This is a genomic window from Amycolatopsis sp. NPDC003676 (assembly GCF_053587275.1).
The window spans coordinates 54,748-80,834 of sequence record NZ_JBSFNS010000014.1 but is presented as its reverse complement, the minus strand read 5'-3'; the positions used below and the strand labels follow the sequence as shown (position 1 = coordinate 80,834).

Annotated in this window: 29 protein-coding genes; 17 read left to right on the top strand and 12 right to left on the bottom strand. The window is 71.7% G+C overall.

All coding sequences use genetic code 11. The annotated features are described in order from the left end of the window. Positions 1–10 precede the first annotated feature (10 nt). Both ACWDNU_RS12095 and ACWDNU_RS12090 read right to left on the bottom strand, forming a co-directional pair. Complete coding sequence (locus tag ACWDNU_RS12095) at positions 11–1,060, bottom strand: LacI family DNA-binding transcriptional regulator (protein ID WP_449668824.1); 1,050 nt, start codon at positions 1,058–1,060, stop codon at positions 11–13. A gap of 81 nt (positions 1,061–1,141) precedes the next feature. After that, the gene (locus tag ACWDNU_RS12090) at positions 1,142–2,089 is read right to left on the bottom strand and encodes an Acg family FMN-binding oxidoreductase (protein WP_449668823.1); all 948 of its coding nucleotides are present in this window, start codon (positions 2,087–2,089) and stop codon (positions 1,142–1,144) included. Positions 2,090–2,338: 249 nt separating this feature from the next. On the opposite strand from ACWDNU_RS12090, the gene ACWDNU_RS12085 reads away from it, so the two are divergent. Further along, positions 2,339–2,599 (top strand): ANTAR domain-containing protein, encoded by a 261-nt coding sequence (locus tag ACWDNU_RS12085; RefSeq protein WP_449668822.1) that lies wholly within the window; start codon positions 2,339–2,341, stop codon positions 2,597–2,599. Here ACWDNU_RS12085 and ACWDNU_RS12080 read toward each other — a convergent pair. Continuing rightward, positions 2,596–3,369, bottom strand: a complete 774-nt coding sequence (locus ACWDNU_RS12080) for a GAF domain-containing protein (protein ID WP_449668821.1) — start codon at positions 3,367–3,369, stop codon at positions 2,596–2,598. The two genes, ACWDNU_RS12085 and ACWDNU_RS12080, sit on opposite strands and share 4 nt — an antisense overlap. Next, positions 3,366–4,112 carry a GAF and ANTAR domain-containing protein gene (locus ACWDNU_RS12075; protein WP_449668820.1) on the bottom strand — a complete coding sequence of 249 codons (747 nt, stop codon included), beginning with the start codon at positions 4,110–4,112 and terminating at the stop codon, positions 3,366–3,368. Before ACWDNU_RS12075 ends, ACWDNU_RS12080 begins: the two co-directional genes overlap by 4 nt. A 133-nt stretch (positions 4,113–4,245) precedes the next feature. Here ACWDNU_RS12075 and ACWDNU_RS12070 point away from each other — a divergent pair, with 133 nt between their 5' ends. Next, positions 4,246–4,713 carry an SRPBCC family protein gene (locus ACWDNU_RS12070; protein ID WP_449668819.1) on the top strand — a complete coding sequence of 156 codons (468 nt, stop codon included), beginning with the start codon at positions 4,246–4,248 and terminating at the stop codon, positions 4,711–4,713. 154 nt (positions 4,714–4,867) lie between these two features. Here ACWDNU_RS12070 and ACWDNU_RS12065 read toward each other — a convergent pair whose 3' ends face one another. Genes ACWDNU_RS12065 through ACWDNU_RS12050 form a run of 4 tightly spaced genes read right to left on the bottom strand, consistent with a single transcriptional unit; the run spans position 4,868 to position 8,258 of the window. Further along, positions 4,868–6,448: a phytoene desaturase family protein gene (locus ACWDNU_RS12065; RefSeq protein WP_449668818.1), complete on the bottom strand. Its 1,581-nt coding sequence runs from the start codon at positions 6,446–6,448 to the stop codon at positions 4,868–4,870. A 4-nt stretch (positions 6,449–6,452) separates the two neighbouring features. Then, entirely contained in the window at positions 6,453–7,523 is a 1,071-nt protein-coding gene (locus tag ACWDNU_RS12060) for an NAD-dependent epimerase/dehydratase family protein (RefSeq protein ID WP_449668817.1), read from the bottom strand. A gap of 44 nt (positions 7,524–7,567) precedes the next feature. Next, positions 7,568–7,771 carry a hypothetical protein gene (locus ACWDNU_RS12055; RefSeq protein WP_449668816.1) on the bottom strand — a complete coding sequence of 68 codons (204 nt, stop codon included), beginning with the start codon at positions 7,769–7,771 and terminating at the stop codon, positions 7,568–7,570. 52 nt (positions 7,772–7,823) lie between these two features. Further along, on the bottom strand, positions 7,824–8,258 hold the full coding sequence (locus ACWDNU_RS12050; RefSeq protein WP_449668815.1) for a hypothetical protein: 435 nt from the start codon (positions 8,256–8,258) through the stop codon (positions 7,824–7,826). Between the two features lie 271 nt (positions 8,259–8,529). Here ACWDNU_RS12050 and ACWDNU_RS12045 point away from each other — a divergent pair, with 271 nt between their 5' ends. Together ACWDNU_RS12045 and ACWDNU_RS12040 are read left to right on the top strand one after the other, a co-directional pair. Continuing rightward, on the top strand, positions 8,530–8,829 hold the full coding sequence (locus ACWDNU_RS12045) for a hypothetical protein (protein ID WP_370937740.1): 300 nt from the start codon (positions 8,530–8,532) through the stop codon (positions 8,827–8,829). 76 nt (positions 8,830–8,905) lie between these two features. Further along, positions 8,906–9,730: a DUF72 domain-containing protein gene (locus tag ACWDNU_RS12040; protein ID WP_449668875.1), complete on the top strand. Its 825-nt coding sequence runs from the start codon at positions 8,906–8,908 to the stop codon at positions 9,728–9,730. Between the two features lie 12 nt (positions 9,731–9,742). On the opposite strand, the gene ACWDNU_RS12035 is transcribed toward ACWDNU_RS12040, so the two are convergent. Beyond that, a complete protein-coding gene (locus tag ACWDNU_RS12035; RefSeq protein ID WP_449668814.1) occupies positions 9,743–10,648 on the bottom strand; it encodes a LysR substrate-binding domain-containing protein in 906 nt (301 codons plus the stop codon). A gap of 97 nt (positions 10,649–10,745) precedes the next feature. On the opposite strand from ACWDNU_RS12035, the gene ACWDNU_RS12030 reads away from it, so the two are divergent. The 6 genes from ACWDNU_RS12030 to ACWDNU_RS12005 are packed head-to-tail and all read left to right on the top strand — an operon-like array spanning position 10,746 to position 16,756. Further along, a complete protein-coding gene (locus ACWDNU_RS12030; RefSeq protein WP_449668813.1) occupies positions 10,746–11,921 on the top strand; it encodes a CaiB/BaiF CoA transferase family protein in 1,176 nt (391 codons plus the stop codon). Positions 11,922–11,966: 45 nt separating this feature from the next. After that, a complete protein-coding gene (locus ACWDNU_RS12025) occupies positions 11,967–13,241 on the top strand; it encodes an MFS transporter (protein ID WP_449668812.1) in 1,275 nt (424 codons plus the stop codon). After that, the gene (locus ACWDNU_RS12020) at positions 13,238–14,008 is read left to right on the top strand and encodes an enoyl-CoA hydratase family protein (RefSeq protein ID WP_449668811.1); all 771 of its coding nucleotides are present in this window, start codon (positions 13,238–13,240) and stop codon (positions 14,006–14,008) included. Before ACWDNU_RS12025 ends, ACWDNU_RS12020 begins: the two co-directional genes overlap by 4 nt. Further along, positions 14,005–14,793, top strand: a complete 789-nt coding sequence (locus tag ACWDNU_RS12015; protein ID WP_449668810.1) for an enoyl-CoA hydratase/isomerase family protein — start codon at positions 14,005–14,007, stop codon at positions 14,791–14,793. Before ACWDNU_RS12020 ends, ACWDNU_RS12015 begins: the two co-directional genes overlap by 4 nt. Positions 14,794–14,798: 5 nt before the next feature. Next, the gene (locus tag ACWDNU_RS12010; RefSeq protein WP_449668809.1) at positions 14,799–15,866 is read left to right on the top strand and encodes an acyl-CoA dehydrogenase family protein; all 1,068 of its coding nucleotides are present in this window, start codon (positions 14,799–14,801) and stop codon (positions 15,864–15,866) included. Next, positions 15,866–16,756 carry an acyl-CoA dehydrogenase family protein gene (locus ACWDNU_RS12005; protein ID WP_449668808.1) on the top strand — a complete coding sequence of 297 codons (891 nt, stop codon included), beginning with the start codon at positions 15,866–15,868 and terminating at the stop codon, positions 16,754–16,756. The genes ACWDNU_RS12010 and ACWDNU_RS12005 overlap by 1 nt, the downstream gene beginning before the upstream one ends. Here the strand turns inward: ACWDNU_RS12005 and ACWDNU_RS12000 are convergent. Continuing rightward, entirely contained in the window at positions 16,723–17,487 is a 765-nt protein-coding gene (locus ACWDNU_RS12000; protein WP_449668807.1) for a helix-turn-helix domain-containing protein, read from the bottom strand. The two genes, ACWDNU_RS12005 and ACWDNU_RS12000, sit on opposite strands and share 34 nt — an antisense overlap. A 71-nt stretch (positions 17,488–17,558) precedes the next feature. Here ACWDNU_RS12000 and ACWDNU_RS11995 point away from each other — a divergent pair, with 71 nt between their 5' ends. Further along, on the top strand, positions 17,559–18,500 hold the full coding sequence (locus ACWDNU_RS11995; protein ID WP_449668806.1) for an amidohydrolase family protein: 942 nt from the start codon (positions 17,559–17,561) through the stop codon (positions 18,498–18,500). Positions 18,501–18,550: 50 nt separating this feature from the next. Here the strand turns inward: ACWDNU_RS11995 and ACWDNU_RS11990 are convergent, their stop codons facing one another. After that, on the bottom strand, positions 18,551–19,477 hold the full coding sequence (locus ACWDNU_RS11990; RefSeq protein WP_370937730.1) for a TauD/TfdA dioxygenase family protein: 927 nt from the start codon (positions 19,475–19,477) through the stop codon (positions 18,551–18,553). Between the two features lie 234 nt (positions 19,478–19,711). On the opposite strand from ACWDNU_RS11990, the gene ACWDNU_RS11985 reads away from it, so the two are divergent. Genes ACWDNU_RS11985 through ACWDNU_RS11960 form a run of 6 tightly spaced genes read left to right on the top strand, consistent with a single transcriptional unit; the run spans position 19,712 to position 25,511 of the window. Then, positions 19,712–20,716 carry an ABC transporter substrate-binding protein gene (locus ACWDNU_RS11985; RefSeq protein ID WP_370937729.1) on the top strand — a complete coding sequence of 335 codons (1,005 nt, stop codon included), beginning with the start codon at positions 19,712–19,714 and terminating at the stop codon, positions 20,714–20,716. Further along, the gene (locus ACWDNU_RS11980) at positions 20,716–21,534 is read left to right on the top strand and encodes an ABC transporter ATP-binding protein (RefSeq protein ID WP_449668805.1); all 819 of its coding nucleotides are present in this window, start codon (positions 20,716–20,718) and stop codon (positions 21,532–21,534) included. The genes ACWDNU_RS11985 and ACWDNU_RS11980 overlap by 1 nt, the downstream gene beginning before the upstream one ends. After that, the gene (locus ACWDNU_RS11975; RefSeq protein ID WP_370937727.1) at positions 21,531–22,370 is read left to right on the top strand and encodes an ABC transporter permease; all 840 of its coding nucleotides are present in this window, start codon (positions 21,531–21,533) and stop codon (positions 22,368–22,370) included. The genes ACWDNU_RS11980 and ACWDNU_RS11975 overlap by 4 nt, the downstream gene beginning before the upstream one ends. Next, positions 22,370–23,947, top strand: a complete 1,578-nt coding sequence (locus tag ACWDNU_RS11970; RefSeq protein WP_449668804.1) for an FAD-dependent oxidoreductase — start codon at positions 22,370–22,372, stop codon at positions 23,945–23,947. The genes ACWDNU_RS11975 and ACWDNU_RS11970 overlap by 1 nt, the downstream gene beginning before the upstream one ends. Then, positions 23,944–24,297, top strand: coding sequence for a 4Fe-4S dicluster domain-containing protein (locus tag ACWDNU_RS11965; RefSeq protein ID WP_449668803.1), 354 nt, complete (start codon positions 23,944–23,946; stop codon positions 24,295–24,297). The genes ACWDNU_RS11970 and ACWDNU_RS11965 overlap by 4 nt, the downstream gene beginning before the upstream one ends. A gap of 47 nt (positions 24,298–24,344) precedes the next feature. Next, positions 24,345–25,511, top strand: coding sequence for an ROK family protein (locus tag ACWDNU_RS11960; protein WP_449668802.1), 1,167 nt, complete (start codon positions 24,345–24,347; stop codon positions 25,509–25,511). On the opposite strand, the gene ACWDNU_RS11955 is transcribed toward ACWDNU_RS11960, so the two are convergent. Beyond that, positions 25,508–25,996 carry a beta-class carbonic anhydrase gene (locus tag ACWDNU_RS11955; RefSeq protein ID WP_370937723.1) on the bottom strand — a complete coding sequence of 163 codons (489 nt, stop codon included), beginning with the start codon at positions 25,994–25,996 and terminating at the stop codon, positions 25,508–25,510. The genes ACWDNU_RS11960 and ACWDNU_RS11955 overlap by 4 nt on opposite strands. Between the last annotated feature and the right edge of the window lie 91 nt (positions 25,997–26,087).

Below are 26,087 nucleotides of genomic sequence, written 5' to 3'. Positions count from 1 at the left end.
GGCGGGGCGGTTATCCGCTGACGGCTGCTGCGGCGTGCGCGGCTTCCTCGGCGGTTCCGGGTTCGCAGCCGCACGTCACGCCGATGCTGAGGGTTCCGTCCAGGACGGTCGAAGAATCGGCTCGGCCGTCCAGGGCGGCGAAGGCGCGCACCGCGAATTCCTCCAGCGGCAGGTGGACCGTGGTGAGCGGGACGTTGCCGAGGCGGGCTTCTCTCGTTCCGTCGAAGCCGACGACGGCGAGGTCTTCCGGCACGCGCAGACCCAGGCTGTGCGCGATGCGGATGGTCACCAGCGCCTGTTCGTCGGTGGTCGCGTAAACGGCGCGGATCCGGCGGCCGCTCGTCAGCACGTCGCGCACCGCGCGGCCCGCCTCGACCTTGTCGAAGGACGTCCGGACGAGCCTGCCCTCGGCGGGCAGACCGGCGTCCGCCATCGCCTCGCGCCAGCCGCCTTCGCGGCCTTCGGCCGGCCCCACCGCGATTTCGCCTGCCACGCAAAAGATGTCTTCGTACCCGTGCCCGAGCAGATGCTCGGTGACGAGCCGCGCGCCGTCGAAGTCGTTGAACACCACGCTGGGCGAACTGTCGTCCGGCGCGGCCCACTGCAGGAACACGCACGGCGTTTCGGCGGACAAGCGCGGTTTTTCGCCGGTCGTCACGAAAATCCCGCGCGGGCGCAGTTCGGAGAAGGCCTCGCCGTATTCGTCGGCGAGCCCCGGCCGGTAATCGGTGTTGCCGAGCAGCGTCAGCAATCCCCGGCGGCGGCCCTCCGCTTCGAGGCAGCGCGACATCTCGCCGTAGAACGCGTTCGCGGTGTCCGGCACCAGCAGTCCGACCAAATTGGACCGGCCGCCGCTCAACGCCCCGGCGAGCGGATTGCGCCGGTAGCCGAGCATCCGGATGGCGTCCTCGACCTTGCGCCGCGTCTTGTCGGCCACCGGACGCGGCCCGTCGTTGAGGACGTAGCTGACCACCGCGGTGGAGGTTCCGGCCAGCCGCGCGACATCGGAAAGGACCGGCCGGCGCCCGCCGTTACGAACTTCCCCGGTTTCCGCTGCCACGGTGCCACTCTAAAGCACCGGACGGCGTCCATTCGGCACTGTGGGAAGTGGACGACCGCGCCGACGAGTCAGCGCCGCCGGTCAGAAGCCATGTTTCGCCGGTGCCTGAAGCGGTTCCAGCACATCGTCGACGGTCGCGTGCGGCCTCGTCATCTGAAGCCGCTTCACACCGACAGGCGGCCGTCCCACCCACAACACCGCTTGCGGGGCCCTGCCGAGCGTGACGCGTTCCGCGAGAGTCTCGCGCAGCCGCGGCCCGGTTCGGCGCAGCCGTCCGGACGACAATCCGTACCCCGTCGCGGTCAGCAGCACCGAGCTCAGCGCTTCTCCCGCGCGCAGCCAGTCAAGGCGATCGTCGCCGGGCGTGCTGAGCACCAGCAGCGAAGCGCCGTCGCGGCGAGATTCCGCTTCGCTTCGCGCGAGCGGCGGCTGGTTTCCCACGGCCGTACGAACGAGAACACCCTGCGAAGCGACGAGAGATGCGCTGCGTGCGTACGCCCCTTCGCGGCGCATCTGCGCGGGAACCCTGGTGCCGTCGCCGACCGCGGTCATCAGGTATCCGCGGACCGCGCGGTCTTCCACCGGGTGCAGTACCGCGCCTTCGCGCGCCGCCGCGTGCGAAAGCCGGTCAAGGCAATCGGACGGCACCGGTCGGCCGCCGCACGGCCGCAGGTCCTCCCGGCGCCGGGAGATCGACGTCGCCAGCGCGACTTCCCCGGAACGCGGTTCGCCCGGCCGCGGCGTCACCACGGCAAGGCAGTCCGGCTGGCCAGGGGACGGCAGCCGGTCCACCGCGCAGGCCCAGCCGAGACCGGCGAAGGCGACCCGGAGATGGTGCAGTGCCGCGCCGCTGCTGAACGTCTGCCATTGCCCGGCGGGGTCGTCGGCGGCTCGCCCCGCGCACAGGTGCAGCGTGCGGTAGCCGATGCGCCACTGCCAGAGCGGGGCGTCGGAGGCGCCTGGGGCGAGAAGTGCCGCTGCCACCGCCGCCTCGACGGCGGCGGGGCTGGGAACCCGCGAATTCGGCATGGTTGCTTCCCGCTGGAGTCGGGGGAGTGCGTCCGGTCGGTGCCAGGCTCCATGGTGCGCCCCCGCGCAGTCAGGCGATAGGGGCCAAGGTTCATCACTTCGGAGCAACCTGCGGTCCCGTTGCGCGAAGCTCGCGGTCCTCGCATTCGTGGCATTCGGAAGCCTGCCGCCGATCTCGGGCGAATTCGCCCGCCGTCTCAGCACAGCGCGGCACTGGCGTGCGCCGGAACGGGAGAGGACGGTAGGAGCATGTCCCCTCAGCGTCCGGACGACGCCGCGAGCATCGCGGCGGCTTGGCTGCTGCGCGCGGCGGTGGCGGGACGGACGACGATCGACGAGGCGGTGGGCATTCTCCAGGGCACGCACGGATGCGGCGCCGAGGAGGCGTTGCGCGTCCTCACCGGCGACGCGGGCGCGCACGGAGCGGGGGCCGAAGCCGCGCGGCTGGCGGAGGTCGCCGACGCCGCCGCCGACGGACGCGCCGATCCGGACTACGGGGGCTGGGCCTAGCTGGCGAGGTCGGCCGGGTCGAGGGTGCGGTCGATCAGCGCGCGGGTGACTTCGCGCAGCGGCCGGTCGTGCCGGGTCGCGTAGTCGTTCACCAGGGAGCGGGCCGTTTCCGGGGCGGTGCCGAGGGTTCCGGCGACCATCCCGACGGCCTGGCTCAGCTGGACCCGGTCGTTCAGCGACGCGAGGGTCGCCTCGAACAGCCGGTCCGAACGCCGCGGGCCGGTTTCCTGGACCAGGGCCAGCACCGCGAGGTCCGACACCACCTGCGCCAGCGCCGACTGCCACGGCTGCGGTTCGGTCGGCGCGGCGAACAGCAGGTTGAACCCGCCCACCGCTTCGCCGTCCAGCTTCAGCGGCACCGCGACCACGGCCTGGTACCCGGCCGACAGCGCCGCCGTCGTGAAGCCCGGCCAGCGGTCCCGCTCGCGGTTCAGGTCGGGCGCGACGACCACGGCCGCGGTCGCGATGCAGTCGACGCACGGTCCCTGGCGCAGGTCGGTCTGCAGCAGCTCCACGAACTGCGCGGTCTCGTCCGAGGCCGCCACGACGACGGGCTCGCCGCGCGGGTCCTTCAGCAGCACCCCGGTGCCTTGCGCGCCGAGCAGCCCGGTGCCGACCTCGGTGATCAGGCGCAGCACCGCGGCGTTGTCCGGATTGCCGACCAGGCGGGAGGTGATCGCGGCCAGCGCCGAGGGGACCGCCGCGGGCAGGAGGCCGACGTGTCTGTCCGTCGTCCGGCGGCCGGCGTTTTCGTCGGTGGGATGGCTCATTCGGACGACTCCTCAAGGGTGATGCGGCGCTCCAGCACGTCTTTGGCCACGTCGAGGAGCGACCGGTTCGTGCTGTAGGCGTGGGCGCGCAGGCGGGCGAACGCGTCGTCGAGGCTGATCCGCAGCTGGGCCGCGAGCATGCCGGTGGCGATGTGGACGTCCTGGTAGGAGATCACCGTGCGCGGGGCGAATTCGAGGCCGGCGCGTTCGGCCTCGCGGGACTGCCGCAGCAGCGCCGCCGTCGCCAGGTCGGCGGCGAGAGCGGCGTCTCTCGTCTCCTCGCTGGTCAGTCCTCCGGGACGGCGCCGGACGAGCTCGAGGGTGCCGAGCCGGATGCCGCCGAACTGCAGCGGGAAGGCGAACACCGCGCCGAGCCCCGCCGCGAGCGCGGTCTGGGCGAATCCCGGCCAGCGCACCTGGTCGGCGGTCAGGTCCGCGACCAGCACCGGGCTCCCGGTGTCGAAGGCTTCCGCACCGGGTCCTTCCCCGGCCGTGTACTCCAGTTCCGCCAATCTCGCCGCCCATGGGTCGCTCGCTCCCAGCACTTCCTCCGACCGCGGGTCCGCCCGCAGCGACAGGATCGCCGCGTCGACCTGGTCCATCGTCTCCACGCAGGCGAGGCACACCCGCTGCGCCCAGCTGTCGCGGCTGGTCGGAGCCCCGGGCGCGGCGGCGATCGCCTTCCACAGCGGCTGCCGGTGCTGGCCCTCCACCCTCGTGGCCCCCTTCGCGCCGCCGGACATCCCAGACCCTCCACCCTACGAGACGCCTCGCGCGCGGGCAGCCCGGCGGGCCGCCTCGCGGAACCTTGTCGGCGGCCGGGAGTTTGCCCGCCCCGTACGAGGGAAATCCGGCGGGGACGCGAGGAGGAGACGCATGGTCGAGGTGAGCCGGACGGTGCCCGCGCCGCCGGAAGCGGTGTTCGAGGTCCTGGCGGACGGCTGGTCCTACTCCGGCTGGGTCGTGGGCAGCTGCCACATCCGCGACGTCGACGCGAGCTGGCCCCAGGTCGGCGCGCGCATCCACCACAGCGTCGGCGGATGGCCGCTGCAGCTGGAGGACACGACGGCGGTGCTGGCGGTCGAACCGGGGGCGTCCCTGCAATTGGAGGCTCGCGGCGGCGTGCTCGGCACCGCGAAGATCGAGCTTTCGCTGGCGCCGAACGGGGCGGGGGAGACGACGGTCCGGATGGCCGAGCGGGTGACCGGCGGGGCGGGTGCATTGCTGCCGGAAAGCTTGCAGGCGCTGGTGCTCGGGCCGCGCAACAAGGAGTCGCTGGCGCGGCTGTCGGCGTTGGCGCTCGGGCGCTGGCGGGGGACCGGGCAGGCGCCGGGGCAGCCGTAGCCGGGCCGGTTCGCCGAGTATCCCGGGCCTGAGCGGGCGATTGCGGCGTGGGGCGGCGTTCCCGTTGCGGCCTGCTCCGCCGGACGGAGTCGGCTCGGCCGGGGGCCGGGGCACGGCGGCCGAGGGATTGCCGTCGTGCCGGGGCCGAGCCGGATCAGCCGTAGACGGCACGGTTCGCCGCGCGGATCACCGCGGCGTATCCCGGGCCCAGCGCGTGGTCGCGGGCCAGCGCGGCGCGGGCGGCGTTCGCGCCCGGCCCGCCGTGGACCGCGCCGCCGGGATGGGCCGCGGCGCCGGCGAGGTACAGCCGGTCGACGGGCGTGTCGGACCGGCCGAGGCCCGGCACCGGGCGGAAGAACAGCTGCTGGTGGATCGCCGTCGTGCCGCCGTTGACCGCGCCGCCGACGAGGTTCGCGTCGTGGCCGGCCAGCTCCGCCGGGCCCTGCACGCGGCGGGCGAGGATCAGGTCCCGGAACCCGGGTGCGTTGCGCTCCACTGTCTCCTCGATGCGTTCGGCCTGCCGCCGCACCGTGTCGCGGTCGCTGCCGCGCGGGATGTGCGTGTAGGCCCAGACGGATTCCGTCCCGGCGGGAGAGCGGCTCGGATCCGCGGTCGTCATCTGGCCCAGCAGGAGAAACGGCTGTTCGGGCACGCGGTCTCGGGCCAGGTCCGCGCCGAAAGCGGATAGTCCGTCCTCGTCGCAGCCTAAGTGGACGGTGCCCGCGCCGCGTGCGTCCTTCGCGGTCCACGGGATCGGTTCGGACAGCGCCCAATCGACCTTCACCGTCGCACTGTCCCATTCGAACTTCTGGAGATCCGCCAGCAACCGCGAGGGCAGCCATTCCGGCGCGACGAGGTTGCCGTACAACGTGTCCGCGGCGACGTCGGCCAGCACCGCCTTGCGGGCCCGGATCGGCTCGCCGTCCGCGCAGCGCACGCCGACCGCCTTGCCGCGCGCCACGAGCACCTCGGTCACCGAGACTCCACAATGGACAGAACCGCCGTTGGCGCGGAGCCGGCGTGCCAACGCGGCCGCCAGTTCGCTCGCGCCGCCCTCGGGCACCGGGAATCCGACGTCCTGGGCGAGCATCCCCAGCAGCCAGCCGAACACCGCGCTTCCGGCGTTGTCGACGGAAAGGTCGCTGTGCGCGGCGTTTCCGGACAGCAGCAGCCGCGCGCCCTCGCCGGCGAAACGTTCGCGGGCGAACCGGCGGGCGGGAGCCGTGAGCATCCGCGCGAGCCGCAGCAGTTCGGCGGTTCCGGTGCGCCGCAGGAACCGGGCGCCGGCCCGGACCGGCGGGAACGGAGTGAACAACGCGTCCAGGAACTCGTCGCGGAACCCTTGCCATTGCGCGAAAAGCTCTCGCCACGATGCCGCGTCCGCGGGGGCGAACCGGGCGATCGATTCCGCGGTGCGGTCGAGGTTGCGGGAGAGGACGGCGCAGCGGTCGTCCGGGAAGACGTGCGCGAGCGCGTCCGGCGCGTGCCGCCAGCGCAGGCCGTGCTCGGTCAGGCCGAGTCCGCGGAGCACCGGGGACGCCGCGCCGAGCGGGAAAAAGGCGGCGCACAGGTCCGAGCGGAAGCCGGGGGCGGTGATCTCCTCGGTGCGCAAGGCCCCGCCCGGGGCGGGTTGTTCTTCCAGGACGACGACATCCCAGCCCCGGTCGGCGAGGAGGTTGGCCGCGACGAGGCCGTTGTGCCCGGCCCCGACGACGATCGCGTCGGCGGTGTGCACGGGCTCAGGCCTGCGACTGGCGGGTCGGCCGGCCCCGGCCCAGCGCCCGCGCGCGGTCGAGCGGACCGGGTCGCGACGAGGCGAGCGGAGCCGACGCCGCGCCCTCCTTCCGGCGCATCCCGGCGACCAGGTCCTCGACGGTTTCGGCCGAGCTGTACCGGGGCGTCCAGCCGAGCACGAGCTGTGCCCGCGAGGTGTCGACCAGCGCGGCGCGGTCGGCCAGTTCGAGCCAGCCCGGGTGCAGCGGCTGAAGCCCGGCGAGCCACGCCGCGCGAGCGACGGTCCGCGCGGCCGCCTTCGGAACCGGCACGCGGGTGCCGCCGACCGCGTGCGCGAACGCCGACGCGTCCAGCACGTCGTCGGCGGCGAGATTGAACGGGCCCACCGCCCGCTGTTCGAGAGCCAGCCGGAACGCTTCGGCGACGTCGTCGGTGTGCACGGCCTGCAGTCGCAGTCCCCGCCACAGCGGGATCGGCGAGAACCGGCCGCCGATCAGGTTCGGCGGCAGCACCGGCGGGAGCAGCCACCGGGTGAATTCCCCCGCAGCGCGCCGCTGCAGGATCGCGCACGGCCGCATCCGCGCGACGGCGACGTCCGGATGCGCGGAGGAGAACAGGTCCAGCGCCTCTTCCAGATCCGCTTTGCCCCGGCTGTACGCGCTTTCCGCGATCCCGCGGCACGGCCATTCCTCGGTGACTTTTTCGTCGTTCGGTTCCGGTGCGTAGGCCGCCGCCGAGGACGCGCACAGCAGACGCTCGACGCCTGCGTCGCCGACGGCTTTCAGCACGTTCGCGGTGCCGCCTTCGTTGGTGCGCGCCATCGGCGGGTCGCTCCAGGCGGGGGAGATGGCCCAGGCGAGATGCACGACCGCGTCCGCGCCGGTGAAAACCTTCGTCAACGACTCCGCGGCGCCCGGCGCGCCGATGTCGAGTGAATGCCACTCCGCGCGCGAGTACGGTTCCGCGGCGCGATCCGGCGTCCGGCGGGCGACGCCGGTGATCTCGTGGCCGGGGCCGAGGGCGCGCAGCAGTGCCGTGCCGACGTTGCCGCTGGCGCCTGTGATCACGATCCGCATGCGGGCCGTTTACCCGCTCCGCACCGGCGGAAACGCGGCGCTGGTCACCGCCCGGCTGAGCCTGCCTCGGGAGGCGCGACGTCGAGCGCGGCTTCGGTGCTGGCCTGGGGAGAGGCGCCGGTCGCGTAGGCGAGGGATCGGGCCGAGAGGGCGCGGACCTTGACGTTTTCCCGCTGCGACGGCTCGACGAGCACGGCCAACGCCTCGTCGGCGCCGATCTGCCGGAGCGTGCGAAGGGCGGCCGCCACCGTCCCCGGAGCGGGTTGCCGCTGAGGGGACGGTGGCGGCAGGGACCCCCGGTCAGCCGCCGCAGGCGGGAACTGGGGCGACGTCCACGGCGGCGTCGATGACCTCGCCCGTGGTGTGGTTGACCGCGTGCGCGGTCATGTGCTGGTTGGTGCCCGGGTGGTTGGCGGTCGGGTGCTGCTCCCTGATCCCGGTGGCGGTCGAGACGTCGTCACCGGTGAAGAAGATCTGCCCGTTGTCGGCGAACGTGATCGACCACACCTGGCCGGGAACGTTGGTGTGGATCTCGAACTCCTCGCCGACGACGAAGCTCCCGCCGGGCCCGTCGTCGTCGTGCTTGGACTTCAGCGTCCACGACGTTCCCATGCTCCCGGCGCCGTCGGCCTCCGAGGTGGGACCGCACCGCCGGCTGGCCTCGGCGTTCCCGGTGACGACAAGGCTGAGCAAACCAGCGACGACCGTGGTCGCCGCAATGTGCTTGTACCGCAAGGGAATCCTCCCTGTTCTCAGCAATTTATTGGCTGCTCCTGTCGATACGCGACAGGGTTACAGGGGCAAGGAACGCGGTCAGGGTTCGTGGTTCGGCGCGGCGGCAGAAACCGCGCGCGTTAAGACGCCCGTCACAGGTCGTCCAGTCCCATTTGACTTCTCACCCGAACACATGTTCGACTCCCGTCTCGGGTCGCCGGGAACCGGGGCGGCCCGGGAACGTGGAAGCGAGTGACCTGAGGTGAGCGAGTGGCCGTCGACCGTGCGGAGAGTGGATCCGCCGATTCCGGTGTGGGTGGGCGTGCGCAAGCTGCTCGTGCTCGGCACCGACCTCCTCGCGCCGCGGAACCGGGCCGGGCTGCGGATCGAGACCGAGCATCCGGGGCTGCTGTTCGAATGGGCGCGTCGCGAGGACGGCGGGCTGCTCGGCTGGGTCACCTACCAGCTCGTCACCGCCGACGACCAGTGGTCGCGGCCGGTCAGCCACTACGTGCCCGCGCACCTGCTTCGCCGCCGCGGGCCCGCGCGCCGGCAGCAGTACGGCGACTACCGGCCCCGGACCCACGGGTGACCGCACGCGGGTAGTAATTTCCCTTGCGAGCGAGGGGAGCGGACGAGAAGTGGCACGTCTTCATGTCGGCTGCGCGATGTGGACGCACAAGGCGTGGCCGGGGCGGTTCCTGCCGCAGTCGCTGCCCGCCAAGGAACGCCTGCGGGCCTACGCCGGCTGGTGCAACGCGGTCGAAGGCAACACCACCTTCTACGCGACTCCCGCCCGGACCACCGTCGAGACCTGGGCGGAGCAGACCGGCCCGGATTTCCGGTTCGTCGTCAAAGTGCCCAAGACCGTCACGCACGAGCGGCGGTTCGCCGGGGTCGAGACCGAGATGCGGGCGTTCCTGGACGCGATCGAGCCCCTCGGCGAGCGGGCGGTGCTGTGGACCCAGGTGCCCGGCTCGTTCGGCCCTTCGGACGTCGACGCGCTCGGCCGGTTCCTGCGCCGTCTTCCCGCCAATCTCCGGCGCGCGGTGGAAGTGCGGCACCCGGAGTTCTTCGCCGACGCCAGCGCGACGTCGGCGCTGGAGGGGACGCTCGCCACGGCGGACGCCGAGTGGGTGCCGTTCGACACCACCGTCTTCTTCCAGCGCCCGCCGGCCAGCGAGGCCGAACAGGACGCCTGGGCCAAGAAGCCGCGGCTGCCGCGCCGGACGCGGGCGTTGACCGACCGGCCGGTCGTCCGCTACCTGGGCCGGGACTCGGTGGAGGAGACCGTCGAGGGATGGCGGCCGTGGGCCGAGGTGGTCGCGGGCTGGCTGCGCGAAGGTCGTTCGCCGACGGTTTTCCTGCACACGCCCGACAACGACGAAGCACCGGCGCTCGCCCGCCGGTTCCACGACGACGTCCGCGCGCTGGCGCCTGAGCTGGACGCCTTGCCCGAACCGGAGCCGATCGAGCCCGCGACGTTGTTCTGAGCGAGGGCGGAATCAGCCCGGCGCGGAATCCCGTGCCACTGCCAGAACCCGTTCCACGGCCGGATCCCGTTGTCCCGCACGGACGGCCGCGACGACGGTCAATGCCAGGTCGTCGTCCCGGCGGGTGGTTTCCAGCGTCCGGAACACCACCCCGGGCAGCGCTCCGGCAGGCACCTGTTCGGGCACCAGGCACACGCAGCTTCCCGCGGCGACGTGGCTGGTCAAGCCGGGGAGGCTGTCCGCGCGGGCGCCGTCGCGCGGGGCGAAACCGGCTGCGCGGCACGCGGCGGCGACCTGTTCGGCGAGCCCGGCCAGCGCGGTCAGCGAGGGCAGCGAGAAGTTTTCGCCCGCGAGGTCGGTCAGCCGCAGGGTGGCGCGCTCGGCCAGCGGATGTCCGGCGGGCAGCGCGACGGCGAGCCGTTCGGCCGCCACCGTGCGTAGGTCCAGGCCGTCCGGGTCGGCGAGCGGGCCGCGCACGAAGGCGAGGTCGAGTCTCCCGGAACGGACCATCGACGCCAGTTCGGCCGAGGTGTTCTGGTGCAGGTGCAGGCGCAGCCCGGGAAAACGGTCCCGCGTCAGCCGGAGCACGCGCGGCAGGAACGTGTAGGAAATGCCGCTGATGAACCCGAGGTGCAGTTCGCCCTCGGCGCCGTCGGCGATCCGCCGCGCGCGGCCGACGGCGGCCTGCTGGGCTTCGAGCAGATGCCGGGCGTCCCGGGCGAACGCGGCGCCGGCCGCGGTCAGCCGCACGGCGCGGGTGCTGCGCTCCAGCAGCCGCACGCCGAGGCCGCGTTCGAGGCGCTGGATCGCCTGGCTCAGCGGCGGCTGGCTGATCGAAAGGCGTTCGGCGGCCCGGCCGAAGTGCTCCTCCTCGGCCAGCACGACGAACTGCTCCAGCAGGCGAGTCGTCAGATCCATATCCCCAAGCATATGGATAACGGGTCAAGAAGTATTGGCGGCAGATGAATGACCTCGACTTGACTGAGTGCAGCCGAGGACGCAGGAGGTACGAGGGATGGACGGGACGCCCACCGGGCCGCTGACCGGATTGCGGATCGTCGAGCTGGCGACGGTGATCATGGGCCCGTACGCGGGCGCGCAGCTGGCCGACCTCGGCGCGGAGGTCGTCAAGGTCGAGGCGCCCGGCGGGGATCCGACCCGGCACTTCGAACCGCGCCGGCACGACGGGATGGCGGGCGCGGCGCTGAACTTCAACCGCAACAAGCGCAGCGTGTGCCTCGACCTGAAGACCGGAGCCGGGCGGGACGCGTTGCTCGCGCTTCTGGACACTGCCGACGCGTTCGTCACCAATGTCCGGCCGGGCGCGCTGCGCAGGCTCGGGCTGGCCTACGACGACCTGGCAGCCGACCGCCCCGGGCTCGTCTACGTGAACGCGCAGGGTTTCCGGAGCGATTCCGCGCTCGGCGACAACGCCGCCTACGACGACATCCTCCAGGCCGCCTCCGGGCTGGTCTGGCTGAACGAACAGGTCACCGGCGAGGCCTATTACGTGCCGACCGTGCTGGCGGACAAGGTGTGCGGCCTGTTCATCGTCCAGTCCGTGCTGGCCGCGCTGCGCCATCGCGACCGCACCGGCGAGGGCCAGCACGTCGAGGTGCCGATGGCCGACACCATGATCGCGTTCAACCTCGTCGAGCACCTCGCCGGAGCCTCGCTGGAACCGGCGGAGGAGCCCGGATACGGCTACCCGCGCGTCCTGAGCAAGCAGCGGCGGGCGTGCCGCACGGCCGACGGGTGGATGTGCATCCTGCCCTATAACGACCGCAACTGGCGCGACTTTTTCGCCCGCGCGGGCCGTCCCGAGCTTTCTGCCGACCCGCGCTTCGCGGACATGCCTGCCCGCGTCGCGCACGCCGACGAGCTGTATAGCCAGGTCCGCGAACTCACCCCGCAGTTCACTTCCGCGCAGTGGCAGGAGTTCTGCGACCGCGTCAGCATTCCCGCGCATCCCGTGTACAGCCTCCAGGAGGCGGCCGAGAGCGAGTACGCCCGGCAAGGCGGTCTCGTCCGGACGGTTCAGCATCCGACCGAGGGCGCCTGCCGTCTCGTGGCCCCGCCGGTGCGCTACTCCCGCACCCCGCCGGGGATCTACCGACAGTTCCCGCCCGTCGGCGCGGACACCGCCGAAGTGCTGGCCGAAGCGGGTTTCGACCCGGCCCGGCTCGACTGAACCTGTTCTGTCCCAGCGACAACGCCGTCGTCCCGAGGAGAACCCATGGCACCGTCCGAACCTCTCGCCCCGCGCCCCGGGAGGGCGTGGACCGTCACCGCGCTCGTGCTGCTGTTCCTGCTGATCAACTACGCGGACAAGACCGTGGTCGGGCTCGCCGCCGAGCCGATCATGAAAGACCTCGGCCTCGGCGAGGAGCATTACGCCCTCGTCCAGTCCAGTTTCTATTTCCTGTTCAGCGTTTCCGGCATCGTCGTCGGGTTCGCCGCCGCCAAGCGCCGCACAACCCGGGTCATGGCCGTGCTCGCCCTCGTCTGGGGACTGACCGCGCTGCCCATGGCGGCCGGGCTCGGCTTCGGCGCCTTGCTCGCTTCGCGGATCGCGCTCGGCGCGGCGGAAGGGCCCGCGGTGCCCGCGGCGACGCACACCGTCTACGGCTGGTTCGCCACCCGCGACCGGGCGCTGCCCAACGCTTTGGTCCACATTGGACCAACCCTCGGCGTCGTGGCGAGCGCGCCGCTGCTCAGCTGGATCATCGCGGACTTCGGCTACCGGACCGCGTTCGGCGTCCTGTTCGCGCTGTCGGTGGTGTGGGCTGGCGCGTGGCTGTTATTCGCGAACGACGGTCCTTACGCCAAGTCCACTGTGTCCTCCGGCGTGAGCCGCGAACCGGTGCCGTACCGCGTGTTTTTCCGGTCGGGAACGGTGCTCGGCGCGGTCCTCGCGGGTTTCGTCGCGTTCTGGGCGACTACCACCGCGTTGGGTTTCCTGCCCCGCTACCTGTCGTCCGGGCTCGGGATCGGGCCTCAGCAGGCGGGCACGCTCTCCGCGCTGCCGTCCTTGTTCGCGACCGTCGTGATCCTGGTGATGGGCGCGGTTTCCACGCGGTTCCGCCGCCGGGGAGCGGGCAGTCGCCGCGCGTACTGCCTGCCCGGGATGGCGCTGCTCGCCGTCTCAGGAGTCGCCATGATTCTCTTTCCGCACACGGAAAAGGCCACGGCGATCGTGCTGATCGCGGTCGCGTTCGGTCTGCCGAGCGCGTTTTATCCGATGGTGTGGCTGCTGATCGGAGAGCTGGTTCCGCCCGAACGCCGTCTCGCCGTGACCGCCGCGACGACCGCCATCGCCACCTCGGCCGGGGTGTTCGCGCCGCTGGTGATGGGCGGTTTCCTCACCGCGCGAAACGGTTATGCGGCGGGGTTCGGGGTGTGCGGCGCGCTGTTGCTGGCGGGAGCGGTCGTGGGCACGGTGCTGATCAATCCGGAACGAGACCAGCGGCGGCTGCCTGCGCTGTCCCGGGAAAGTGTCAGTGCCGCATGAAGCGTACCGACGAAGATGGAATCGCCACCCTTGTCCTCGACTCGCCGCACAACCGCAACGCCCTGTCGGTCCGGCTGGTCGGCGAACTCACTGCGCAGCTGAGCCGCGCCGCCGAGGATCCGGCGGTCCGCGCGGTGTTGCTCACTCACACCGGCGAGACGTTCTGCTCAGGCATCGACCTGGCCGAAGCCCGCGCCGGCACCGGGCTCAGCACCGAGCAGCTGACCGGTCTGCTGCGCACGGTGGTCGAGATGCCGAAACCGGTGGTTGCTCGCGTGACCGGGCACACCAGGGCGGGCGGGCTCGGGCTGCTCGGCGCGTGCGACATCGTCGCGGCGAGCCCGGCCGCGAGTTTCGCGTTCACCGAAGTGCGCATCGGGCTCGCCCCGGCCGTCCTGTCGACCACCGTGCTCCCGCGCTTGGATCCGCGGGCCGCTTCTCGCTATTACCTGACCGGAGAACGCTTCGACGCCGCCGAGGCCGCCCGCATCGGCTTGATCACGCTGGCCGCGGACGACGTCGACGAGGCGCTCGACCCGGTACTCGCCGGGCTGCGCGCCGCCGCACCCGGGGCACTCGCCGCCGCCAAGCACCTGACCACGACAGCCGCTCGGCAGTTCTTCGGCACCCACGCGAGCGAGCTGGCCGCGCTCGCCGCGCGGCTCGGCGACGGTGCCGAGGCCAAAGAAGGGATCGCGTCCTTTCTCGAACGCCGAAGCCCTGCTTGGGCGGAAACCCGTTTCACCATCAGGAAGGAGTCGCGATGACGTCCACACCTGGTCTCGACGTCCGCGTCGAAGACCATGTCGGCTGGATCGTCCTGGACCGGCCGCGGCAGAAGAACGCCTTCACCGGCGAAATGCTGCGTGTTTGGGCCGAGTCGTACCGCGCTTTCCAAGCCGACGACCAGGTTCGCGCCGTAGTCGTCACCGGAACCGGCGACGCCTTCTGTGCGGGAGCCGACCTCGGTGACCTCGGCCAGCCACGCACCCCGCTGGGCAGCAGGCGGCTGATGACCGAGCACGTGCACCCGGTGGCCATGGCCGCGGAAGACCTCGCCAAACCGCTGATCGCCGCCGTCAACGGGGCCGCGGTCGGCGCGGGCATGGACATGGCCCTGATGTGCGATTACCGGATCGCCTCCGAGCGCGCGCGGTTTTCGGAAGGGTACGTGCGGGTCGGCCTCGTCCCCGGCGACGGCGGCTGCCATTACCTGCCGCGGATCGTCGGCCGGTCTCGGGCGCTGCGGCTGCTGTGGACCGGCGAGTTCGTCGACGCGGACCAGGCGCTGGCCTGGGGGCTGGCGGACGAGACCTGCCCGCACGACGAGCTTCCGGCGCGGGCCAGGGAATTCGCCGCGACACTGGCGTCCCGGCCGCCCGTCGCCGTCGAGCTGATCAAGCGCGCGGTGCGGGCGGGAGAACACGCGGACCTGCGGACCTCGCTGGACCTGATCGCCTCGCACCAAGCCGTCGTCCAGTCGACCGCCGACTCCGCCGAAGCGCTCGCGGCGTTCGTCGGCAAGCGTTCGGCGCAGTACCTCGGAGAGTGAGCCAGATGACCGAAGACCTTCGCCGCCGGGTGCGGGATTTCCTCGCCGCGCACCCGTTCACCCCGCGTTGCGATTCCTGGGCGGGCTCCTACGACCTGGACTTCAGCCGCGAACTCGGCAAAGCCGGGCTGCTGGCCGTTTCCTGGCCCGAGCGCCTCGGCGGCGGTGGCGGTACGGCTGTCGACCGGCTCGTCGTCACCGAAGAACTGCTGCGCGCCGGCGCCCCGCTGGCCGCGCACTGGGTCGGCGAACGGCAGATCGGACCGACCCTGCTCCGGCACGGCAGCCCCGAGCTGCAAGAGGAATTCTGCCCGCCGCTGGCGCGCGCGGAGTGCACCTTCGCGCTGGGGATGAGCGAGCCGGACGCCGGTTCGGACCTGGCGTCGCTGCGCACGTCCGCCGTCCGGGACGGCGACGGCTGGCGCATCACCGGACGCAAGATCTGGACCAGCGGTGCGCACCGGGCGAGCCACCTGTACGTCCTCGCCCGCACCTCCCGGGAAGCCGACCGCCACGACGGGCTCACGGAGTTCGTTGTCGCGCTGGATTCCCCAGGGATCACCGTCACGCCGATCCTGGACCTGCGCGGCGAGCACCACTTCAACGAGGTGGTCCTGGACGAGGTGGCTGTTCCGGGCCGGTGGGCGATCGGCCGCGTCGGCGAGGGCTGGCGGCAGGTCGTCGGGCAGCTCGCCTTCGAACGGGGCGGCCCGGAACGGTTCCTCTCGACCTATCCACTGCTGTCCGCCGTGCTCGACGCGGGACTCGTCGACGACACTGCCCGGCGGGGACTGCGCGCGCTGGCCGCGCGGTTGCAGATCTTGCGAGCCTGGGTGCTGGAGACCGCGCAGGTGCTCGACGCGGGCGGCTCCCCGGTCGTGCCCGCCGCGACGAGCAAATACCTCGGCCACCAGTTCGAGCTGAGCGTCATCGACTGGGCGCGGCCGCTCATGCCTAGAGCCACTCCCACCGTCCGCGCGCTTTACGACCAGGCGCTCGCCGCTTCACCCGCCTCAGGCATCCGGGGCGGCGCCGCCCCAGTCATGCTGTCGATGATCGCTAGGGACAACTGATGGCCACACCCACCCTGGAAGCCGACCTGGACGCCTCGGTCAGCGAGGTGATCGCGGGCTGGGAACGACCCGGCGACCTGCGCGAGCAGTGGCGGATCGCTGCGGAGCTCGGCTGGACGACCATTCTGGACGACCTCCGCGCCGACGCACCGGAGCAGGACCTCATCGACGCGGCCTGCGGTGCGGTCACCGCCCTCGGGCGCGGCGGGATCGCGCTCCCGCTCCGCCAGACGCTGGTCGCCCGTGCCGGGACGCCGCTGTCCACAGTGGACGCCATCGCCGTGCACTCGGCCGCACAGGGCATCTGGGCGCCGATCGCGGACGCCGGCGCGTTCGAAGAAGCCGGACGAGACCTCGCGGACCGGCCGTATTCCCTGGTGCCACCGGCGGAAGTCCCGTTGCGGCGCACCGCATTGTCCGAAGTCCTCCGGCTCCAGGAGATGCTCGGCGCGGCCCAGGGCGCGGTCGCCGAAGCCCGGCGGTACGTGACCGAACGCGTCCAGTTCGGCAAGCCGCTCGCCGCCATCCCCGCGGTGCGGACGACGCTGGGACAGCTGAAAGTCGATGTCCGGCAACTGGAAACGGTTACGCACGAGGTCAGGCTCCGCCTTTCCGGCGACAGCCGCGCACTTGCCTTCGCGCTGGCCACCGCCCGCGAGGTCGCCGCGACTGTGGTGCCGCGCATCGCCCAAACCGCGCACCAGCTGCACGGCGCGATGGGTGTCACGTACGAAGCCGCACTGCATTGGCGGACCAGGCTGCTCTGGGCGGATTGCGACGAGGGCGCGCGCTGGGGCGACGACGGTGCCGACGCGGTGCCGGTCGAGGAGACGGCCCTGTGGTCGCTGACCGCTCCCTACTCAGCCGGGACGAACGCGATCAGCCGCTGATGAGGATCGTCGACCACCTGCAGCACGATCTGGTCCAGCGTCTCTTCGACGCCGTCCGGCAGGCGGAGTCGCACCCGGAGGCGGGTGTGCGGCAGTACGACGTCGTTGCGTTCCCAGAGGGTCTTGAAACCGGGATCCGTGCGGAGCAACTCGTCGAGCCACTCTCCGGTCGGCGGCCCCGCCGAGGTGCTCGCGCGCACGATGCCGATCACGGTGCGCCGCATCGCTTCCAGGTCCGCGAACCGGCACTGGAGCACCGGATCGGAGTACAGCATCTGCACGTACCGGCGGCGCTCCGGCGGGACCGCGCCGAAATCGGTCAGCAGCCGGACCGCGGCGGCGTTCCAGGCCAGGACCGTCGTCGCCGGTCCGACGAGGAGCGCGGGCACCTCGCCCATCCGGTCGACGAGGCGGCGCAGCGGATCGCTCGGCTCGGGATTCGCCGGCGGGGCGTCGGGGGCGGCGACGAGGTCCAGGGCGTACCGGGTCTGGTCGGCGTCGAGCCCGAGCGCGGCGGCGACGCGGCGGATCACGTCGGTGCTCGGCAGGACCCGGCCCTGTTCGATCCTCGTGTAGTACTCGTCGCTGACGAAGGCCAGCGCCGCGACCTCGGCACGCCGGAGGCCCGGCACCTGCCGCCGCTTCGGATCGGCTGAGGCGGGCGGCGAGGCCTCGTCGCGGCGGGCGTGCAGGAACGCTCCGAGCTGGGTAAGCCGGGGGTCGCGCGCCATCAGCGGCTCCGGGGGAGGGGGATCGGATCCTTCCCCTCCCGGACCCGGCGCTCGCGGCGCACGGTGGAGGCATGACCGACCGCGCACGCATCGACGTCCACACCCACCTGGTCCCTCCGTTCTGGGGCGAGGCCCTCGCACAGCACGGCGGCGACCCGTCAGGCTGGACGCTGCCGCCGTGGACGCCGGACGACCACCTGAAATTCATGGACGCCAACGGCATCGCCACGAGCCTACTGTCGCTCACCGCCCCGAGCGTGACGGGCTGGGCGGGCGCGGCGCGTCGCGAGACGGCCCGCCGCGTCAACGAATACACCGCCGACCTGGTGCGGGAACGCCCCGACCGGTTCGGGTTGTTCGCCACGGTCCCGCTGCCCGATGCGGACGGCGCGGTCGCGGAGGTCGACCACGCGTATGGAGCGCTCCAGGCCGACGGCGTGGTGCTGCTGTCCAACTACGACGGCGTCTACCTGGGCGACGACCGTTACACGCCGCTGTGGGAAGCACTGGACCGGCAGCGCGCGGTGGTCTTCATCCATCCCGCGCATCCGCTCGTCCCGCTGCTGCCCGGGATTCCGGGGCCGCTGGTGGACTATCCCTTCGACACCACCCGCAACGCGGTGCACATGGTGTTCCACGGGATCACCGAGCGCTACCCGAACGTGCGGATCATCCTTTCGCACGCGGGCGGTTTCGTGCCGTTCGCGGCGTTGCGGTTCTGCCAGATCCAGGCCGCGCTGGAGCCTGCCGGGCCTACGGCCGAGGACTTCCTGGCGCGGTTCCGGAGCTTCTGCTGGGACACGGCGTTGTCGTCGGGGGAGTACGCGTTCGGGGCGCTTGCCCGGTTCGCCGATCCTGGGCGGATTCTCTACGGGAGCGACTTTCCTTACGCGCCACCGCAAGTGGGCACGAGGTTCACTGAGATCCTGGACGAGGAAAGCGGGTTGGCTCCGGAGCAATCCCGCGCGATCGACTTCGGCAACGCCCGCTCGCTTTTCCCGCGACTGGGCTGAAAAACGAACGCTTCCGGCCGTGCTGAACCACAGCACGGCCGGACGTCTGTTCAGGCCACCGGTGAATACGCCGTCGCGTCGCCGACCCGCGCGGTACTGCGGACCCCGTCGACACTGACCGGCACGTCGCCGGACACGGTGACCCGGTGCAGGCGGCGCGGAAGATCGTCGTAATCCGCGACCCCGTAATGCTGGCTCGCGCGGTTGTCCCAGATCGCGACATCGCCCGGCGCCCAGTGCCAGCGCACGGTGTTCTCCAGCCGGGTCACGCGGGCTTGGAGGAGTTCGAAGATCGCCGCCGATTCGGTGCTGGACAAGCCGACCAGGCGCTTCACGAAGTGCCCCAGCAGCAGGACCCGCTCGCCCGTTTCCGGGTGCACGCGGACGACCGGGTGTTCGGTTTCGTAGATCTCGGACCGGAATTCGTCGCGATAGGACTGTTCCTTCACGTCGACCCCGCCGACGCGGTATTCGTCCGCGCGGCCGGCGTAGTCGTGGGCGTTGGTGTGCACCGCCCACAGCCGTTCCGCCAGCGCCCGCAGCGACGCGGGCAGCTTGGCGTACGCGTTCGCGGTGTTCGCCCACGTCGTGCTGCCGCCGTAGGCGGGGAGAGTGACCGCGCGCAGCAGGCTGATCGCCGGGATCCGGTCGACGAACGTGACGTCGGAATGCCAGCTGTTGGCTTTTCCGTGCTGCGCGTCGATCGGCAGGATGTTCCCCAGCCCGGTGCTGCGGACGGTCGGATGCGGCTGCGTGAGCCCGCCGAGCAGCCGGGCGAACGCCTGCTGCCCTTCGTCGTCGAGATGGTGCTGCTCGCGGAAAAAGATCACTTTGTTCGCGAGCAAAGCGGCACGGATCTGCGCGACGGTGTCGGCGGGCAGATCGCCGCCGAGCCGGATTCCGTCGATGCGGGCGCCGATGTCGGCGCCGATCTTGTGCACGGCGAGGCGCGTGTCCACTGCGTCGGCGAGGGTCATCAGGTACTCCCATTCGGTGTGCTCGGCTGCCTTCAAGACTGGGCGGCCGCGAGCCCGGAAAGCAAGATTGCGCTCAGGGTGAAACAAATTCGTCCCAGAATCCGGGCAGCGGGCCCGAGTCCGGGATGTGGGACGTCGTTGCCTGCCGGAAATCCTGCTGCCAGCCTGATCCGCACGCCGCTTCCGGCAATTCCGTGCTCCCTTTTCCCCTGGTCGAAAAAAGGACGTGCCACCGTGACCACGAGCCGAAGGAACTTTCTGGGACTTGCCCTCGCGGGGCTCGCGGCGACGGCGGCCGGCTGCGCCGCGGCGAGCGGCGGCACCACGAAAACCCTGCGCTACCAGGGCTGGGCGGGCCAGGTCACGCCGCCCGAACTCGCCGCCGACCTGGGCTACCTCGGCGACGTGACGCTGCAGTGGGTGGGCGACACGATCAGCGGGCCGCAGGACATCCAGTCCGCGGCGACCGGCCAGGTGGACTTCGGCGGCGCGTTCAACGGAGCGGTCGTCAAACTCGCCGCGGCCGGGGCCCCGATCACCTCGGTGCTCGGCTACTACGGCGTGGACAAGCTGGAGTTCAACGGCTTCTACGTGCTGGAAAACAGCCCGATCCGCGGCCCGCGCGACCTGGCGGGCAAGAAGATCGGCATGAACACCCTCGGCGCGCACTCCGAGGCGATGCTCGACATCTACCTCCAGCGCCACGGAGTGTCCAAAGAGGACATCGCGAAGGCGGAACCGGTCGCGCTGCCCCCGGTGAACACCGAACAATCGCTGCGCCAAGGCAACATCGAGGTGGCCGTGCTGGACGGCATCCTGCGCGACAAGGCGCTCGCCCGCGGCGGCATCCGGCCGTTGTTCACCGATTACGAGCTGCTCGGCGCGTTCACCGCCGGGACCTACGTGCTGCGAAAGGACTTCATCGAACGCAATCCGGACACCGTGCGCACGTTCGTCAGCGGAGTGGCCAAGGCCATCGAATGGAGCAAGACCACGCCGCGCGAGAAGGTGATCGAACGCTTCACGAAGATCGTCAAGGGCCGCAACCGGAACGAAGACACCGACCCGCTGAAGTATTGGGATTCCTGGGGCGTCGCGGACAACGGCGGCGTGATCACCGACAAGGAACTGCAGCTCTGGATCGACTGGCTGGGCGGGCGCGGCGACATCCGGCCGGGCTCGGTCAAGGCGGGCGACCTCTACACCAACAAGTTCAACTCGTACGCGAAGGGCCAGTGATGAGCGGGGTGCACAGCGGAATCAGGTTCGCCGACGTCGGCAAAACCTTTCCGGCACGGGGATCCGGCGGCGAGCTGACCGCGCTCGCCGGGATCGACCTGGAGATCGGAGCGGGCGAGTTCGCGGTGATCGTCGGGCCGAGCGGCTGCGGCAAATCGACGCTACTGGACCTGCTCGGCGGGCTCGCCGAACCGGACACCGGGCTGATCCAGCTCGACGGGGCGCCGGTGCGCGGACCCGGGCGGGACCGGGGGATCGTGTTCCAGCAGTACGCGTTGCTGCCGTGGCGCACCGCGCAGGGCAACGTCGAATTCGGCCTGGAGGCGACCGGGGTGCGCCGGGCCGACCGGGCGCGGCGGGCGAGGGAGTACCTCGATCTCGTCGGGCTGCTGGAATTCGCCGACCGGCATCCGCACGAACTGTCCGGCGGCATGAAACAGCGCGTCGCCATCGCGCGCAGCCTCGCCTACGACCCGGACGTGCTGCTGATGGACGAGCCGTTCGCCGCGCTGGACGCCCAGACCCGGGAGTCGCTGCAGGACGAGCTGCTGCGGATCTGGCGGCGTACCGGGAAAACTGTCCTGTTCATCACCCACAGCATCGACGAGGCCGTCTATTTAGGACAGCGCGTCGTGGTCCTGACGTCGCGGCCGGGCCAGGTGAAGAGCGTGGTCGAGATCGATCTGCCGAGGCGCGACGAAGTGGCGGACGTCCGCTCGACCGGCGAGTTCGCCCGGTACCGGCACGCGATCTGGGAACTGCTGCACGACGAGGTGGCCCGGGCGCACGAACTGGAGAAGGAGGCCGTCGGAGCATGAGCGTCACTACTGTCCCGGAGACCACGAGAACCGAGCGGACTGAGCCCGCGGCAACCCGGCCCCGCGCCGGACGCGGCCGTTTCCAAGCCGTCTTCGTGAAGAGCATCGCGTTGATCCTGCTGCTCGCGGCGTGGGAGATCGCCCCGCGCACGGGCCTGGTGGACCCGGTTTTCCTGCCGCCGTTCCACACCGTCCTCGGCGCGCTGGCGGATTTGGCGGGCAACGGGCAGCTCGCCGCCAACGCCGGGGCCAGCCTCACCCGGTCGCTGGCCGGATTCGCCCTCGCCGTCGTGACTGCGGTGCCGCTCGGCGTCCTGATCGGCTGGTACAAACCGGTTTCGGACGTGCTGACCCCGCTGGTGCAGGTGTTCCTCAACACCGCGGCGCTGGCGCTGTTGCCGGTGTTCGTGCTGATCCTCGGCATCGGCGAGACGTCGAAGATCGCCATCGTCTTCTACGCCTGCACCTGGCCGATCCTGCTCAACACCATCAGCGCGGTGCGCTCGGTCGACCCGACCCTGCTCAAGCTGGCGCGTTCGCTGGACCTGTCCGCGCCGCGGCTGTTCGCCCGGGTGGTGCTGCCCGCGTCGGTGCCCACGATTTTCACCGGGATCCGGCTCGCAGGCGCGGCGGCGATCGTCGTCGTGATCGCCGCGGAGATGGTCGGCGCGAAGGCCGGGCTCGGCTACCTGATCAACTTCTCGCAGTACAACTTCGCCATCCCGCAGATGTACGCCGGAATCGTCGCGATCTCCGTTCTCGGCGTCGCGTTCAACCAGCTGCTCGTGACCGTCGAACGGCGGTTCACGTCCTGGCGCACGGAAGGGACCGTCTGATGGAAACGCTCGACTTGACCGCCGACGTGTTCGTGGCGGGCGGCGGCCCGGCCGCGACGTGGGCGGCGCTGCACGCGGCCCGCGACGGCGCGGATGTCGTACTGGCGGACAAAGGCTACTGCGGAACCAGCGGCGCGACGGCCGCCGCGGGCACCGGCGTCTGGTACGTGCCCCCGGACCCGGCCGCGCGGGAGGCGGCGATGGACTCCCGCGAGGAGCTCGGCGGCAGGCTCGCCGACCGGCGGTGGGCGGCCCGGGTGCTGGACGAGACCTACGAACGGGTCAACGAACTCGCGGTCGCCGCCCGGTTCCCGTTCCCCGTCAGCCCGGACGGACGCCAGCTCCGCAACGGGCTGCACGGCCCGGAATACCTGCGCCGCATGCGGGCGCTCGTCCGGCGCGCCGGGGTGCGGATCCTCGACCACAGCCCGGTGACCGAACTGCTCGCCGATCCCTCCGGGGCGGTCGCGGGCGCGGCCGGCTACCAGCGCCACGGCAGGCAGGACTACCGGGTGCGGGCCGGCGCGGTCGTGCTGGCCACCGGCGGCTGCGCGTTCCTGTCCAAGGCGCTGGGCTGCGACGTCAACACCGGGGACGGCGCGCTGTTCGCCGCCGAGGCCGGGGCCGACCTGTCCGGCATGGAGTTCTCCAACGCCTACGGCATCGCGCCGGAAGGCACGTCGGTCACCAAGACCGCGTTCTACCATTTCGCCACGTTCTTCCGGGCCGACGGCAGCGTGCTCGAGGGAGCCAGCGGCGTCCGGCGCTCGCCGATCGCGCGGGAACTGCTGCGCGGCAAGGTGTACTGCCGTCTGGACCGGGCCGACGAGCAGTCCCGCGCGGCGATGCGGCTGGCCCAGCCGAACTTCTTCCTCGCCTTCGACCGGATGGGCATCGACCCGTTCGCCGAGAAGTTCCCGATCACCCTGATCGCCGAGGGCACGGTCCGCGGAACCGGCGGCATCCGCATTGTCTCGGACGACTGCGCCACCACAGTTCCCGGCCTGTACGCCGCGGGCGACGCGGCCACTCGCGAACTGATCTGCGGCGGTTTCACCGGCGGCGGCAGCCACAACGCCGCCTGGGCGATGTCGTCGGGCACCTGGGCCGGACGGGGAGCCGCCCGTTACGCCCGGTCGCTCGGTTCCCGCGCGCACGGCCGCCGGACGCTCGCCCTCGGCGAGGCCGGGCTTCGGCCGGGCGGGCGAGGCGACGGCGACCATCGCGAGGTGATCGCCGCGATTCAGCGCGAAGTCCTGCCCTACGAGAAGAATTACCTGCGCCACGGGAATGTCCTGACCCCGGCGCTCGCCTCGCTGGACGACATCTGGACGCGGCTGCGAACGTCGCTGGGCGGCACCGGCGAACTGTCCGTCCGCACCCGGCAGGCGGCGGCGATGGCCGCGCACGCGCGCTGGATGTACCGGTCGGCGCTGGCTCGTACGGAGACGCGGGGGATGGCGAAGCGGCTCGATTTCCGTTCGCAGGACCCGGCGCAGCAGCATCGGCTGCACACCGGCGGTCTCGACACGGTTTGGGTTCGTCCGGAAAGGACAGTCGTGGAGGCGGTGTCGTGATCGAACTGGTGTCCGCGGAGCGCTGCATCGCGTGCGACAAGTGCATCACGGTCTGCCCGACGAACGTCTTCGATCGCGGTGCGGACGGCATTCCGGTGATCAGCAGGCACGACGATTGCCAGACGTGCTTCCACTGCGAGGCGAACTGCCCGGTCGACGCGTTGTTCGTCTCGCCGCGGACGTCCCCGGAACCGGAGGGGGCGCTGGCGAAGGACGCCGATCTGCTGACGGACGGCGGCTTGCTGGGCAGCTACCGGGAACGGCTCGGGTGGGGGAAGGGACGGGCTCCGGCGTCCAGCCTGGCGATCGGGCCGCCGCTGCACCCGGGCGCGGATCCGATCACAAGCTGACCGGCGAGACCGGCGCCGGACGTGAAGAGCGAGCCGGGAGCTGACCGATGACGACGAGTGTTCTAGCGCGCGACCACGGCAGCACCTCCGCCGCGGCCGTGCTCCGGACCGTGCTCGCGCGCGGCCCGCTGGCCCGCGACGCCATCGCGGAACTGACCGGCCTCAGCCCGGCCGGAGTCAGCAGGCAGTGCGCGAGCCTCGCCGGCCTCGGCCTCCTCGCCGCGCGCCCGGCAGCTCAGCCTCCGGACCGCCGGGCCGGCCGGCCCCGGACTGAACTCGACATCGCCGCCGACCGGCACGTGGTGTTCGGAGTCCACATCGCCCACCACTTCGCCACCCTCGCCGCACTGGACCTGCGCGGGCGGGTCTTGGCCTCGGAGCAGGTGCCGCATCCCGGCGGCGAACCCGGGCGGATCCTCGCCGGGACAGCGGCGCGGCTGCGGGAATTCCGGCAGCACCACGAGAAGGGCCGGATCCCGGTGGGGCTCGGCGTGGCCAGCGGCGGGTGGGTCGACCCGGACACCGGCGTGCTGGTCGAGCATTCCTCGCTCGGCTGGTACGACGTGCCCGCCGGGCCGATCCTGGCGGAGCTGTCCGGCCTGCCCACCCGGGTCGACGGGCACGCCCGCGCGCTGGCCTCGGCGGAGGCGATGTTCGGCGCCGCGCGCGGGTGCGGATCGCTGGTGCACCTGTTCGTCGGCAACGTGGTCGACGCCGCGATCGTGTCCGGCGGCCGGCTGTACCGCGGCCCGGGCTCGGCGGCGGGCACCGTCGCGCACCTCCCGCTCGGCGCGCCGGGCACGCGGTGCGCCTGCGGCCGGTCCGGTTGTTTCGAGGCCGACGCGGCCGAATGGGCGGTCACCGCTCGCGCCGGGCGAGTGTCCATTGTGGACTTGGTCGAGGCGGCCGGGTCCGGCGATCGGGTCGCGCTCGACGTCCTGCTCGGCCGCGCCCGCACGATCGGCCGGGCCGCGGCGCTGTTGTTCGACGTGGTCAACCCCGAGGTGCTGGTGGTCGCCGAACCGGGAATCGCGGACCTGCCCGCCTGCCGCGACGCGGTGCGCGCGGAGGTGTCGGCCCGCTCCCGGGGACGCGTCGACGCGGCGAGCCGAGTGCTCCCGACGAGTTTCCCCGGCCGGGACCTGCTCGGCGTCGCCGCCGGGGCGGTGCAACTGGACGCGCTCTACACCGACCCGCACGCGTTCCTCGCCTAGCGGACTTCGGCGAGTTTCCCGGTGGCGACGTCGAAAACGAAGCCCCGGACCGAATCCTGGTGCGGAATGAAGGGACTGGTCCGGATCCGCGCGAGGGACTGGCGGACGTCCTCCTCGATGTCGGTGAAAGCCTCGGCGGCCCAAGCGGGCTTGATGCCGGTTTCCCGCCGGATCGAGTTCCGGAATTCGTCGTCGCCGAAAGTGAGCATGCCGCAGTCGGTGTGGTGGATCAGAATGATTTCCGTGGTGCCGAGCAGCCGCTGGCTGATGGCGAGAGAACGGATCTCGTCCTCGGTGACGACGCCGCCCGCGTTGCGGATGACGTGCGCGTCGCCTTCGGTGAGGCCGAGCACCCCGTAGACGTTGAGTCGGGCGTCCATGCAAGCGAGCACCGCGACGTGCTTGGCGGGCGGCAAGGGGAGCGGCCCGGTGAAATTCGCGGCGTACGCGGCGTTGTTGGCCAGAAGCTCGTCGGTGACGGACATGAGGATCCTTCCGCGAGAAGAATGGACGGGCCGAGTGGACCGCTCCTCGCATCCGGACGCAATCGTGTCCACCACCTGGGCGGACCCGGCC

Excerpts from the sequence above, each read along its gene's own strand:
- ACWDNU_RS12025 (WP_449668812.1), top strand. The coding sequence starts at position 11,967 with ATGGCACCGTCCGAACCTCTCGCCCCGCGCCCCGGGAGGGCGTGGACC.
- ACWDNU_RS11980 (WP_449668805.1), top strand. The coding sequence starts at position 20,716 with ATGAGCGGGGTGCACAGCGGAATCAGGTTCGCCGACGTCGGCAAAACC.
- ACWDNU_RS12080 (WP_449668821.1), bottom strand. The coding sequence starts at position 3,369 with ATGAGCCATCCCACCGACGAAAACGCCGGCCGCCGGACGACGGACAGA.
- ACWDNU_RS12035 (WP_449668814.1), bottom strand. The coding sequence starts at position 10,648 with ATGGATCTGACGACTCGCCTGCTGGAGCAGTTCGTCGTGCTGGCCGAG.
- ACWDNU_RS12020 (WP_449668811.1), top strand. The coding sequence starts at position 13,238 with ATGAAGCGTACCGACGAAGATGGAATCGCCACCCTTGTCCTCGACTCG.
- ACWDNU_RS12075 (WP_449668820.1), bottom strand. The coding sequence starts at position 4,112 with ATGTCCGGCGGCGCGAAGGGGGCCACGAGGGTGGAGGGCCAGCACCGG.
- ACWDNU_RS12015 (WP_449668810.1), top strand. The coding sequence starts at position 14,005 with ATGACGTCCACACCTGGTCTCGACGTCCGCGTCGAAGACCATGTCGGC.
- ACWDNU_RS12030 (WP_449668813.1), top strand. The coding sequence starts at position 10,746 with ATGGACGGGACGCCCACCGGGCCGCTGACCGGATTGCGGATCGTCGAG.
- ACWDNU_RS12085 (WP_449668822.1), top strand. The coding sequence starts at position 2,339 with ATGTCCCCTCAGCGTCCGGACGACGCCGCGAGCATCGCGGCGGCTTGG.
- ACWDNU_RS11995 (WP_449668806.1), top strand. The coding sequence starts at position 17,559 with ATGACCGACCGCGCACGCATCGACGTCCACACCCACCTGGTCCCTCCG.
- ACWDNU_RS11990 (WP_370937730.1), bottom strand. The coding sequence starts at position 19,477 with ATGACCCTCGCCGACGCAGTGGACACGCGCCTCGCCGTGCACAAGATC.
- ACWDNU_RS12040 (WP_449668875.1), top strand. The coding sequence starts at position 8,906 with ATGTGGACGCACAAGGCGTGGCCGGGGCGGTTCCTGCCGCAGTCGCTG.
- ACWDNU_RS11960 (WP_449668802.1), top strand. The coding sequence starts at position 24,345 with ATGACGACGAGTGTTCTAGCGCGCGACCACGGCAGCACCTCCGCCGCG.
- ACWDNU_RS12090 (WP_449668823.1), bottom strand. The coding sequence starts at position 2,089 with ATGCCGAATTCGCGGGTTCCCAGCCCCGCCGCCGTCGAGGCGGCGGTG.
- ACWDNU_RS11955 (WP_370937723.1), bottom strand. The coding sequence starts at position 25,996 with ATGTCCGTCACCGACGAGCTTCTGGCCAACAACGCCGCGTACGCCGCG.
- ACWDNU_RS12010 (WP_449668809.1), top strand. The coding sequence starts at position 14,799 with ATGACCGAAGACCTTCGCCGCCGGGTGCGGGATTTCCTCGCCGCGCAC.
- ACWDNU_RS12070 (WP_449668819.1), top strand. The coding sequence starts at position 4,246 with ATGGTCGAGGTGAGCCGGACGGTGCCCGCGCCGCCGGAAGCGGTGTTC.
- ACWDNU_RS12060 (WP_449668817.1), bottom strand. The coding sequence starts at position 7,523 with ATGCGGATCGTGATCACAGGCGCCAGCGGCAACGTCGGCACGGCACTG.
- ACWDNU_RS12000 (WP_449668807.1), bottom strand. The coding sequence starts at position 17,487 with ATGGCGCGCGACCCCCGGCTTACCCAGCTCGGAGCGTTCCTGCACGCC.
- ACWDNU_RS11970 (WP_449668804.1), top strand. The coding sequence starts at position 22,370 with ATGGAAACGCTCGACTTGACCGCCGACGTGTTCGTGGCGGGCGGCGGC.
- ACWDNU_RS12005 (WP_449668808.1), top strand. The coding sequence starts at position 15,866 with ATGGCCACACCCACCCTGGAAGCCGACCTGGACGCCTCGGTCAGCGAG.
- ACWDNU_RS11975 (WP_370937727.1), top strand. The coding sequence starts at position 21,531 with ATGAGCGTCACTACTGTCCCGGAGACCACGAGAACCGAGCGGACTGAG.